At 33.4% G+C, this 12,140-nt stretch carries 13 protein-coding genes and 1 pseudogene; 7 read left to right on the forward strand and 7 right to left on the reverse strand.

The features are described 5' to 3' along the window. From C564_RS0129610 to C564_RS37115, 3 genes are all read right to left on the reverse strand, one after another. Window positions 1–652, reverse strand: a 652-nt coding sequence (locus C564_RS0129610) for a serine/threonine protein kinase (protein WP_018767943.1), incomplete at its 3' end; no start/stop codon positions are given. A gap of 99 nt (window positions 653–751) precedes the next feature. Next, window positions 752–1,372, reverse strand: a complete 621-nt coding sequence (locus C564_RS0129615; protein ID WP_018767944.1) for a recombinase family protein — start codon at window positions 1,370–1,372, stop codon at window positions 752–754. Between the two features lie 640 nt (window positions 1,373–2,012). Beyond that, entirely contained in the window at window positions 2,013–2,681 is a 669-nt protein-coding gene (locus C564_RS37115) for a lipoprotein BA_5634 family protein (protein ID WP_018767945.1), read from the reverse strand. A gap of 448 nt (window positions 2,682–3,129) precedes the next feature. Here C564_RS37115 and C564_RS0129625 point away from each other — a divergent pair, with 448 nt between their 5' ends. From C564_RS0129625 to C564_RS0129655, 6 genes are all read left to right on the forward strand, one after another. Then, window positions 3,130–3,567 carry a hypothetical protein gene (locus C564_RS0129625; RefSeq protein ID WP_018767946.1) on the forward strand — a complete coding sequence of 146 codons (438 nt, stop codon included), beginning with the start codon at window positions 3,130–3,132 and terminating at the stop codon, window positions 3,565–3,567. Window positions 3,568–3,720: 153 nt separating this feature from the next. After that, window positions 3,721–3,939, forward strand: a complete 219-nt coding sequence (locus C564_RS0129635; protein WP_018767948.1) for a hypothetical protein — start codon at window positions 3,721–3,723, stop codon at window positions 3,937–3,939. Between the two features lie 226 nt (window positions 3,940–4,165). Then, window positions 4,166–4,453 (forward strand): MerR family transcriptional regulator, encoded by a 288-nt coding sequence (locus C564_RS37905; RefSeq protein ID WP_018767949.1) that lies wholly within the window; start codon window positions 4,166–4,168, stop codon window positions 4,451–4,453. A 33-nt stretch (window positions 4,454–4,486) separates the two neighbouring features. Further along, on the forward strand, window positions 4,487–4,900 hold the full coding sequence (locus C564_RS37910) for a TipAS antibiotic-recognition domain-containing protein (RefSeq protein ID WP_018767950.1): 414 nt from the start codon (window positions 4,487–4,489) through the stop codon (window positions 4,898–4,900). 351 nt (window positions 4,901–5,251) lie between these two features. After that, the gene (locus tag C564_RS37120) at window positions 5,252–5,401 is read left to right on the forward strand and encodes a hypothetical protein (protein ID WP_018767951.1); all 150 of its coding nucleotides are present in this window, start codon (window positions 5,252–5,254) and stop codon (window positions 5,399–5,401) included. Window positions 5,402–5,604: 203 nt separating this feature from the next. Continuing rightward, window positions 5,605–6,441: an HAD-IIB family hydrolase gene (locus tag C564_RS0129655; RefSeq protein ID WP_018767952.1), complete on the forward strand. Its 837-nt coding sequence runs from the start codon at window positions 5,605–5,607 to the stop codon at window positions 6,439–6,441. 481 nt (window positions 6,442–6,922) lie between these two features. Here the strand turns inward: C564_RS0129655 and C564_RS0129665 are convergent, their stop codons facing one another. Next, on the reverse strand, window positions 6,923–7,438 hold the full coding sequence (locus C564_RS0129665) for a TetR/AcrR family transcriptional regulator (RefSeq protein WP_018767954.1): 516 nt from the start codon (window positions 7,436–7,438) through the stop codon (window positions 6,923–6,925). Window positions 7,439–7,833: 395 nt separating this feature from the next. Here C564_RS0129665 and C564_RS34155 point away from each other — a divergent pair, with 395 nt between their 5' ends. After that, entirely contained in the window at window positions 7,834–10,044 is a 2,211-nt protein-coding gene (locus C564_RS34155; RefSeq protein ID WP_018767955.1) for an MMPL family transporter, read from the forward strand. A gap of 380 nt (window positions 10,045–10,424) precedes the next feature. Here C564_RS34155 and C564_RS0129675 read toward each other — a convergent pair whose 3' ends face one another. From C564_RS0129675 to C564_RS0129685, 3 genes and pseudogenes are all read right to left on the reverse strand, one after another. Next, on the reverse strand, window positions 10,425–10,886 hold the full coding sequence (locus C564_RS0129675) for a hypothetical protein (protein WP_026008757.1): 462 nt from the start codon (window positions 10,884–10,886) through the stop codon (window positions 10,425–10,427). A 344-nt stretch (window positions 10,887–11,230) separates the two neighbouring features. Continuing rightward, a pseudogene (locus C564_RS0129680) lies at window positions 11,231–11,803 on the reverse strand (sensor histidine kinase); the annotation flags it as partial. Between the two features lie 53 nt (window positions 11,804–11,856). Further along, window positions 11,857–12,140, reverse strand: a 284-nt coding sequence (locus C564_RS0129685; protein WP_018767958.1) for a DDE-type integrase/transposase/recombinase, incomplete at its 5' end; no start/stop codon positions are given.

Consider the following 12,140-nt stretch of genomic DNA (forward strand, 5'->3'; position numbering starts at 1 on the left):
TGAATTTCTTTTTAAGCTTCTTATATTTTCTATATGAACGTCTAACAATGTTTAACATGAAATACGGTATTTTAACAGGGAAAGGCAATTTATAAATGAAAGGCAAGTAAAATGTAAAATATGCCTTTTCTAGGTCTCTCCACTTACTATCTTCTTTTGTTTTTAAGAAATCAGATACATCGACTACATATCCCCTTCCGTTTTCCATCATTACATTTTTCCCGTGAACATCACAAGGAGTTAATCCTTGTTCCCTTGCATACTCTAAAGCTTCATTGATATCAAGGATTACCTGCTTAGGAATTTTAATCCCCTTATGAATAGCATCGTATAAGGTAATTTCTTTTAAACGTTTCAATACTATGAAATTTTCTCCTTTATATATAAGCTTCGAATAAGAAGGATGATTTCCGATTCTTCGGTATACTTCTGACTCTTTTTTAATTCCTTCTCCTTCTCGCGCGTAAACTTTCACTACCCAATCTTTGTATTCTTTGTGCATAAATACTGCGGCATAATTACCTGTCCCTAAACACTTCCAAAGTCTAGGAATATCTTTAACTACTACAGGCTCGAATTCATCCTCACTTCTTATGCTTACCTCTTTTAATAATTCGTCCTTTATCAATCCCACAAAACTATTTATACTCATCATTTCCACTCCGGTTTTGCTAAAAGGGGGCCCACCCACATTTTAACGAATGTTGGTGCTACCTCAATTACTATCTTAACAAATTAAAATTTTGTCTCTCTATTCTTTCATTCTTTCCTCATACTGTTTAGCAAGCTTATAAAAAGAAGAACGTTTGATGCCATACTTTTTCATGGCTCCTACTGCTGTAATTGAACCAGATTTCCATTCCTTGTAAGCATCCGTAAATTCTTCTGTTATTTCGACAGGCGGACGTCCTAAACGTCTACCTTGTTTTCTGGCAAGAGCAATTCCTTCAGCTTGACGTTGTTTAATATCAATGCGCTCTTTTTCTGCAAAGGCAGATAATATTGTCAGTGTTGCTTTTTGAATTGCGCTCTGAATAACATCATTTGTACTTTCTCCAGTGTAATTGACGTTAATGTATGGTTCCTTTATAAATTGTAAATTTACTTTATGTTTTTCGTAATATCTAAATTCTTCTAATGTATCATTCATATTTCTTCCAAGTCTTGTCAAGGAATCAAACACAATGGTATCTCCTGTACGAACAAGACGTTTTAGCATTTGATAATTCTCTCGCTCCATATTTTTTCCAGATTCTTTATCTATGAAAATATCCCGTTCTTCTATCCCTAAATTCTTCATATTCTGAATTTTCCGTTCTTCGTTTTGATCTTTACTCGAAACTCGCACATATCCAAATTTTTTATGTTTCATATGCTACACCTCATTGATAATTATAACAATTATGTCTGTAAAGGTATATCTTTACGAACATATAAAAAGAAGAATCCAAAATGGACTCTTCTTTTGTAAATTTAAATGGGGAAGATTTAGATATGTCAGAGCATTCCTCAAATCGTTCTGTAAGTAAATGCTAGAGTGGCACCTCATTCCCTGAATCGTTTCCGTACCCCAGAGGGGCATGAATATAATAAAGAATTAATAACTTATTTGAGCCCTTATATTACGGTACATGTAAATAGATTTGGAAAATATCGTATTGATTCTAATCGAAAACCACCTCAACTTCCATTTGATGTAGTAATCTAGAATCAACAAATTTATATTAAATACAATCCGTAAATCTAAGTAGCCTGATACTCAAAACAAATGAGATTCAGGCTATTTTTATCGATAGTAATTTACTTAAGTAAATATAGGAATTCTTATTCTTTGTTCAATATAAATAATTAAACAAAATTATTCTTTCCACTCAAATATTTTCTGGGCTCTCATAAAATATTTTTCCGCTTCTTCTTCCTTATGAAGAAAATGAAGAAGAAGCCCCTTTTCAAAGTAGATTCGCCCTAATAAATAAAAAGAATTATGTACGATACAGTTTTGGATGGCTCGATCACAGTATTGAATAGTTAATCTTTTTATTAGCTTTTACTCTTATTGTTTCTACTTCAGGATATGATTTTTCTACAACTCCTATATCTGGAATATTACCCATTAAAGTGTTTTTAATATCAAAACGCAATATACTAAAAGTATTTTCTTTTAATAACAGCTCTTTATAAATAGAATCATCAACAATTATTAATTTAGATTGTATTTTTTGTCCCTGTCCAACGCCGATTCCTAAATCATCTCCTCCTTTTGTCACAGGAATAATTTGAGTTCCAATCTGTATCTCTTCACTAGAAATATCTTTTCCATATACCACACCTTTTTCTTTTGTGATGGATGGCAAAGATTGGATAGGTTTTGTAACACGTGGACGTATTGTTTTTTGCAACATCTGTTCTTTTAGTAGTTTCTCAGCTGTAGTTTTATTCAAAACTCGTACTGATCCAGTATTTTTACAGGATGTTTCATCTTTATCTTTAAATTCAGAACCACACAACTGTTTTTCTTTATACTGCGTAGATGAACTTAATTTAGACTTATATTCTTCTGTTACTTTTTCTACTTGTTGTTGATCCCCAGATACAAGCAGTACATTTGGCAACGCTTGATAGAAACAATATCCTGCTCCTATTATTAATAAAATACTACAAAAAAATAAAAACTTTTTCATCAATCAAAATTCCTCCGTCTTATTAGTGTTTTGCGACTTCACATGTTTGAGGAAAATATGTGAAGTCGCAAAATAATAAAAATTATATCGTTTATATATAATATTTACTTATTCACTTATTCACTTATATTTTCTTTCTTTAAGGGGTATTTTGAATTATAAATAGCATTTCTTAATAAATACTGATCAGACTTCTTAATTTTTTCTTAAGAAAGCCAAAAGTTATTATATAAAGATTCGTAAATTTCCATATCATCAACGCCCGTTTATCCTAATAGAGTGTACCTTTTGAGACTAAGAGAAATAAATCTATTTTCTAAAATTATGAAAATAAATAAAATAATTACTGATTATGATAAAATTGTAAAGTTAGAATCTTGTATCAGCAAGGTTCTTACAAAACTATTAGGAGGGATAAATTTCATATTTTTTATGGAGGGATTTTATAATGTCCAAACATGTTATTAATAAAAACAATAATACATATCGTTATAGAGCACTGATTTTTGTGTTATTACCTATTGTAATGTTAAGTATTCTAATTTTTATACAGTTTATAATGAGTTATCCTATACCTATTTTGGGTTATAAAAATTATTTTAAAGATGATAATTTAGGATATGTTATTAAGGAATATACTTGGATTGGTACAACAAAAAAACAAACTATATATGGAGATGACTGGCTTTCTGTTAAAGATAAAACCAAATATATTGGAGAAGTACTAAGTGCTCAATTTATGTGGGTATGCGGGTTACTTGGTTTACTTATTACGAAGTTTTCAAAATTAAAATTCAATTCAAAGGAACTTAAACTTTATAAAATATTATGGTTTACAGTGATATTAGTTGGCTTATTATTTCATCTAATCACTTCATTAAAATAAAGGATAACACTACCAACAAAACACAGATATCTCCATCCTTTAGAGGTGTTTTGTTTGGGTACTTTGGGGATGATGGGGATGGGGCGGTACCCCATAATGTATACCTTTTGAAACGTAAAAATAAGCTTAATAAAGAAGAATGGGGGAATATTTATGTTCAATAATTATATAAACGCAAAAGATACACTTTTTTATAAAAAACGTTTTTACAATGTATTAGCTTCAATCCCTTTTGTATTTATTTCGGTAATAGGGATGTATTTGTTAGATGTTGAATTAATGTATTTTGTAATCGTTGCAGGTATTGCAATAATGACTTTATTAATTCAGGTAATTTATTATTATTCAAACTGGAAAAAATCCCTTAAGTGAATTTGGTAAGTTTCAAGATAGATTGCCTACCGATAATGATGCGTTATGTTAACTCTATATGAATATGATATTCATATTTTTTCTTTTGTTTTACTTAAAGGCCCATTTTATAGCAAAGAAAATCCTGAATATGAGTTTTCTTTGCTATAAAATGGGCTTGAACCTAACGCTACGTTAGGTTGTATAGTAAAATTACCGGTAATAATTAATCGTACGAAATGAGGGGATGATCATAAAAAAAAGATGGAAAGTTGGAGAATTAGCAAAGCAAACAGGCTTAACGGTACGTACACTTCACCATTATGACCAAAGAGGCTTATTTTCTCCATCTGAAGTTACAGATTCTAGACATAGAATTTATACCGAAACAGATATTGCTAAATTACAACAAATCCTTTCGCTCAAGCAATTAGGATTTACCCTAGAAGAAATTAAAGAAACGATTGAAAACCCTGATTTTAACCCAATTGAAATAATTAAAATTCAACTAGAAACAACTAAAAAACAAATATAGATACAACAAAAATTGTACAGTCGATTAGAAGGCATGTACGAACTTCTTTCAAATCAACAAGAGGTTCAACCCGAAAATTTTATTAAATTAATAGAGGTGATCAATATGAGTGAAAAATACTTTACACATGAACAATTAGAAAAGATAAAAATACAAAACGAGAAATTTAGTTCAGAAGAAAAAAAAGAAATCGAAGATCAATGGTTTGAGCTAATTGCTAAAATTCGTACTGAATTAAAAAAGAAAACCCCATCCAATCATCCAGAAGTAATAAAATTGGCCAAGCGTTGGAAGGAATTAACTAACAAGTTTACTGACGGTGACCCTGAGATTATAAAAGCCGCTGAACGTTTTCATGCAGAAAATCCTAATAATGCACTTCAACATGGTATAGACATAGACGAAAAGCTTTATAAATTTATTAAAGAATCCATGTCACACATTTAAAGACAATATACTTGATAATTTTCATATTTAAAATTCACAGAAAAAACGACATCTACATAGATGTCGTTTTTTCTGGTTCCTCTTTTGTAAAATAATATAAATCAATTGCACCCGAGATAACAAATATTCCACCTTGTCCTTGCTGCTAATAATGTGGCGTTATGTTAACCGAGCATGTATAGAATATACACTCACAAATCGGTCTCTTGAATGGTATAATTAGGAAAAAGAGTAGAGGGGATGAATTAGGTAGTCTTGGTTGTACTTGCAACCATTCTGACGTCCCTTAGCGTAAATAGATCGAACAAGATTTACAAATCAAGAAATTAATACAAAAGGAGTGCTATATACATGGAGATTTTTGGTCTATTCGGATTTGTTTTTGGAATATCTGGATTTACCTTTGGAATAATTGGAATGACTTTTGGTTCTAATACTCAATCTAAAATAAAAAAATTAGAAAAAAGAATTGAAGAATTAGAAAAAAATAAAAATCAGTAGCCATTCTCTTTATTCTCGATTTAAATTACAAAACGAATAGGCCGATATTAATCAACCTCCAATAATAAGACATTATGTTAACCGAGCATGTATATGGTATACATTGTTTCTTGTTCAATTAACTGGCAGTTTAGTTATACAAGTAATTGGATATTTGTGGTAATATGAAGGTGAATGAGAGAAGAATTTATGGAGGTTACTCTATGGACTACAATCTTTTTAGAACTTTACCAGAAATACCAAATCCTAAATACATTGTATTTAGTGATTTTGATGAAACGTACTTTCCTCACCAATTAACCGCCGAACGAAAAAGTCAAATACAAGCATTAGAACAGACTATCGTAGAAAAAAGTAGAGTTTCTGGTTTACTTTTTGGCTTGGTAACGGGTAGTGATATTGAGGCTGTTCTTGAAAAAATGAAGAGGGGTGGATTTCAGTATCTTCCTCATTTTATTGCAAGTGATTTGGGAACAGAAATTCATTATTTCAACAAGTTAAAACAAGGCGAAATTGATGAAGAATGGCTTAGCAGGTTTGATAATGACAATTACCATCCCGATAAAATAAAAGAGATAGTTGATTTGTTAGCTTCTAAAAATATTGCTTTAGATAGCCAATCACAGATGGGTGCATCAAAATACAAAAGCAATTACTACTATTTCTGCAAGAATAAAGAGGACGATCAATTAAACCTTAACCATATTAGACAAGTTGCTAGTGATTTTAAAATTAGTATAAACATCAATCAATGTAATCCTTTGGCTGGAGACCCAGAGAATGCATATGATATTGATTTTATCCCTTTAGGGACTGGAAAAGACGAGATTGTGAGATATATATTAGCAAAATTTAAGATAGACCGACAAAATGCAATTGCCTTCGGTGATAGTGGTAATGACTTAAAAATGTTACAGGCTGTAAAATTCGGTTATTTACTTGAGAATGCTACAAGTGAGGCAAAAAATGGACATGGACGTTTAACCATAGGTTCTTATTCAGAAGGAATACTTAACACCATTAAAGAGCTAGTTGTGTAGTAGTGATTGGAACCATTTTTTATAAGTTTTTAAATTAAATGGTCTTTGTTTGTGAAACAAACGGGTGCTAATGTTAAATAAACAAGATACATTGACTTCCGCTTTCGATCATTATGTAAATGAGCCGTCCATATGACGGCTCATTGTATGTTTTGCTTAGCGTGAGTTTTTTCCAAAAAGCTGGCGGTACCCCGGTACGCATTTGCGGTACATACCAGCTTTTTCTTAATGGGGTCCCGCCACATACCCATCAACCTAAAAAGAACGAGTTACCCCAAAACAATAAAAAGCGAGCAAAATGTACACATTTTTCGTACAGAGGGTATTATGAGATTTTAAGTCGTTGGATGTGTGGCGAGATTATATGAAAAAAAGTTTTGCTCTTTTAACCAAAAACGGTCGTTTATGGTTAGATGAACTACTCGTAGCTATTTATGTGATGCCCATTTTTTTAGATGTAATCAAAGGGAGAACAGTTACATCATGAATTTGCCAAATTCCTTGTATCTGTTGTCTCATAAGGAAGAATCTCGTATATTTTTGCAGCAAGTGCCTGAGGAGACTCCCTTGACCCTCTTTTAATCCAATCAGTAACAATATTGAAGATACCGCCTGCTAAAAACAGGATTTGCATTCTGCTCATGTTATGATTGCGCGTAATGTCCGCTTGAAAGACCTTTTCCATTGTATAATTCAAATACTCAAGCATCATACTAGATATATTTAAATCAATTAACTTTCCTGACGGCTTCTGTGCAGACACAAACCCCTCTATGATATATTCAATAATTAGCTGCATACTTTCATATGGATCCAAACTATCAACCTCTTTTAAGAATTGTTGAACAATTTCATCCACAGACGCTTGCACCACGTCGTAAACGTTTCGGTAGTATTTGTAGAATGTGACTCTGGCAACTCCAGCCTTTTTGCAAATAGCCGTTACCGTTATATCTTGTAGTTTATGTTCATGCAACAGTGCGCTCAATGCATCCATAATGTATCTCTGAGAGTGTATACTGTCTTCTCTTGACTTTCTCAAAGCTAACACATCCCTTCATTCTGTTCGTTTTAAGTGCAAATCAGCACATAGTGCTTGAAAGATGAAAATTCACTGCTATACTTACACATGTAAGCACAATTGTTAGTGTAGTGATAACGTCATTGTATAAAAGGACATTATTGCTGTCAATGTGTGCCATTTCCGTTGTTTCCTATTGGAAGTTTACCGCCATTTTACAAGTTATAAATAGGGAGGGATATTCAGATACAATTTATAATCAACATTTCAAAATCTCATTATATGAATAATAGGAAAATAAGCGTTTGTGCGTTTATTGATTACAACGCAAGAAAAAGTAAAATTTTCGACAAGAATAGGGTGAGATTCAATTGGCAAAATATCTGTATAAGTTAGGCTATTGGGCAGTAAATCATAGAAAAAAGGTTGTATTCAGTTCACTCGCAGTTCTTATTGCATTAGTGCTTTTTGCAATCAACATGGGTTCCTCTTTCAAGGACGAGCTGAGTATTCCGAATACACCGGCAGATAAAGCAGGAAAAGTAATTGAAAAAGAGTTTAAAGCGATGCAACCAGCAGGTGCCCAAGTAAAAGTGGTATTTAAAGCACAAAAAAACGAAACCTTGGAGTCAGCGGAAGTACAACAGAAAATTGCAGGAGTTCTTGAAGAGATAAAAAAAGACTCAGCTGTTGATTCTGTGGCAGCACCGATGCAACTGCAGAACCTCAGTGAAGATAAGACAATTGGATATGCAGTTGTTACGTACAAAGTAAAAGCAGAAAAGGTTACAGAAGCTTCTAAGGATAAGATTTTAGATAGTATTGAAACAACAAGGAATGCCGGCATTCAAACGGAGTTATCAGGAGGCGATGTTACGTTTTCTGACTCAGAGACTTCAGGTATGACTGAAATTGTTGGAGTTCTTGTTGCCTTCGTAGTCCTGGCATTTACCTTTGTGTCTTTTCTAGTAGCTGGACTGCCGATTCTCACTGCGATAATCGGATTAGCAATTGGAATGCTAGCAATCATGATTGGAACCAATTATGTGGAAATCCAATCAGTTTCCTTATCATTAGCTGCCATGCTGGGACTCGCAGTAGGCATAGACTATGCACTCTTCATTATCAATCGTTTTAGACAGCAGCTTGCACAAGGAGATTCTGTTCCAGAATCTGTTGCCATCGCAACTGGTACAGCGGGAAGTGCCGTAATTTTTGCAGGATTAACTGTTATTATTGGTCTTTTGGGATTGTCTGTTACAAAGATTCCATTCCTGATAGCGATGGGCGTATCTGCTGCCTTTACTGTGCTCGCAGCAGTGTTGGTGTCCCTCGTCATATTACCAGCCATATTGGGGCTTGTCGGCCATAAGATTGCCCCATCTAAACAAAATCGATTCTTGCAAAAGATGACTGGGGCAGGTAAGAACCATGCTGGCTCAAATAAATGGGGGGAATTTGTCATAAGACGTCCTCTGATTGTAACGATTTTCGCAATCGGACTACTTGCAGTGATTTCGATTCCGTTTTTCCATATGAACCTTGGCCTGCCTTCTGATGGAACAACAAAGTCCACAGAAACGACAGAAAGAAGAGCATATGATTTATTGACGCAAGCGTATGAGGAAGGATTTCATGCTTCTTTAATGGTAGTAGCAAAATCAGAAGAAGCAACAGCTGAAACGCAAAATGCTATGAACACCATCGCAAAAGAATTGGGTAACCTACCTGACGTGAAAAGTGTGACACCAGCTATCCCGGGGCCTTCTGGAAAGATTTATATGATTTCTATCACACCAAAAACTGGACCTGACGATACAAAGACGAAGGATTTGGTAAAAGCAATCAGGGACAAATCGAACCAAACCGAGAAAAAAAATGAAATTGAACTAATGGTAACGGGCACAGCAGCGATGAATATTGATATTGTGCAAAAGCTGAGTGACGCCTTGCCAGTTTTCGCTGCCCTTATTGTGGGACTTGCGTATGTACTCTTAGTTCTAGTGTTTAGATCTCTGCTCATTCCATTAAAAGCAGTATTAGGGTTTCTACTTTCTCTTGGCGCTACGTTGGGAGCCGTGGTATTTTTCGTGCAGGATGGACATTTCCAAAATATATTTAGGTTCCCGGCTGCCGGTCCGATCTTAGCCTTCTTGCCTGTCATTCTGATTGGAATCTTGTTCGGACTCGCCATGGACTATGAGGTGTTCCTAGTGAGCAAGATGCGGGAAGTATATACGCATACAGGTGATCCGAAGAGAGCTATTGTAGAAGGAATGCGGGAGAGCGGGAGAGTCGTAGTCGCAGCGGGATTAATTATGATGTCTGTATTTATTGGATTCATGTTGGCGCCTGATACCATCATTAAATCCATAGGCATGGCTCTTACATTCGGTGTTTTCTTTGACGCATTCATCGTGAGAATGACAATCGTACCTGCAGTCATGATTCTCATGGGTAAGTCAGCCTGGTACTTGCCAAAATGGCTGGATAAAATTTTGCCTAACATTGATGTTGAAGGAGAAAGCATTATACATGGCGTAGAAAACAAAAGTGAAAAAATATATAAACAGAACAGTTAAAGTTAATTCATAGTTGTATTCATTTAAAAAACCGCTTCCCTATAAAATAGAAGCAGTTTTTTAGAGAAAGTATAGATCCTCCTTAGCTAATTAGGGGTCACCATACATGCCCATCAACTTAAGAATGGAAACAAAATGAACTTTCACTCAAATAAACTACAACACTCTTACAACACTTTTATTGAGAGATTCATAAAAAAACGTCATCCTTTCTAATTTAGCTTGTTTAGAAAGGATAGCGTTTTTTTGTATTGAAGTGTATTAAAATCTCTTAAGTTGAGGGGACATGTTATGCTGAGTCCATATAGATAAAAAGAAATGTAAAAAAACCCCGGGATTCCAGCATTCTGTTCAATAAATCAATAAGATATATTATTCAATTATTGAAAAGGAGCGTCGTATATAAACCATGTTCCATCTTTTTTATACATATGGAATTGAATATCTTTACCTCTCCATCGGGGCATATTAATAACTGCAGAATCTTTGTGAGCTTCGTTTATTACTACGGATGATCTGGCAAACTTAAAAAATGAGAGCATTTTTTCATGGAGTTCAAGCCTTGCTTTTAAAAATTGCTTCTTCTCCTCAATCTTTACTTCATCATTTTTATAGAAAAGGTAAGTTGTTTCATAATTTTTTTCTTGTATTGAATGTAAATATAATCTTACTACTGTTTTAGGGTTCTGATCTTTTAATGTATAAATATCTTGAGTTTTTTGTAGTTTATTATATAATTTTTGTTCTGTATGATTTAAATCTGTTAAATATGGTGAAAGAGGAAATAAAATCCAAAGAAGAAAGATTACTAAAGTAAATAAACCTATTTTTTTCTTATTCATCATATAGAAGCCCCTCATAAATTAATTAATAATATATAAATATAATAATATATGTAATAGAGCTTTACTACTTTTTTATTACAAAGGGACCCGACCTATACCCATCAAATTAAGAAAAACAAATACCCTAAAACGAGAAAATTGACCTTTCTAGATGAAAATATACAATTTTTTTGTTTTGGGGGCGTTATAAGATTCTTAAGTTGATGGGCATGGGGTCACCATATCAAAAAAGAAAATTGTACGTTCAGACACATTTCAGACACAAATCAACCTATTCTCTTTACGTTAAGGAAAAGATGTTATTAAGATAAGATAAATAAAAAAAGTGTAGATAGAAGGTTCTACACTTTTTTCTGTAAATAGAAATAAAACAACACGCCATCAACTGTATTTTGTACCCCATACTCTGCTCCATGAAGTTCTAAAATGTTTTTTGAAATGGCAAGTCCAAGACCTGTTCCACCTTGTGAGCGTTGACGAGCTGTATCAACTCGGTAAAAACGATCCCAAATTTTATCTAATTGATCTTCTTCAATATGAGCACCTTTATTTTCGATGCAAAATTTTATGCGATTTGGTTCATCTATTGTAGAAATAATAATATCCTCTTTTTCTGGCGTATAACGAATAGCATTCGTTATAAAATTTGTGAGTACTTGTTCTATACGATGGTAATTTGCAATGACTTCAATTGCAGAAAGATGTGTGTGAACTTTTAATTGCTTTTTTGTTATCTCCAAAGATAATTGTTGACATATATGCTGAATTGTTTTGTCAATATAAAAAACATCCATCTGCATTTTATACGTACCAGACTCAAATTTTGCTAACTCAAGCATATCGACAATCAACATATCCATCTTATCTACTTCTTTTTCCATTGCCTTAAAGTAATACTCTTTCGGTTCTGGTGCAAATACTTAGGAAAGATATAAAGAGGCAAAAAGTTTCCTAGTGGAATCTAGTCTTAAGCAGCAATTCCAAATAGTTGATGGATGAAATTCACTTGATTTTGGACAGACTTGTCCAGTAAAATAAGTTGCCCTTTTTTTACCATATGCATAGCTTCTATTCCAGAAATAATGTATGTAGCTGTGCGAAAGGATTTCAATCCTAACATCGAACGAACTCGCTTTTTAATAAACCGATGATCTTGTTCCACTATGTTATTGAGATATTTCACTTGCCTTAGTTGGATGCCTAATGGCATCTTTTTTTCTTTTCTCAATTCTTCAACTGCTATAGGATAAG

Source organism: Bacillus sp. 105MF, assembly GCF_000374885.1.
GTDB classification, from domain to species: Bacteria; Bacillota; Bacilli; order Bacillales; family Bacillaceae_G; genus Bacillus_A; species Bacillus_A pseudomycoides.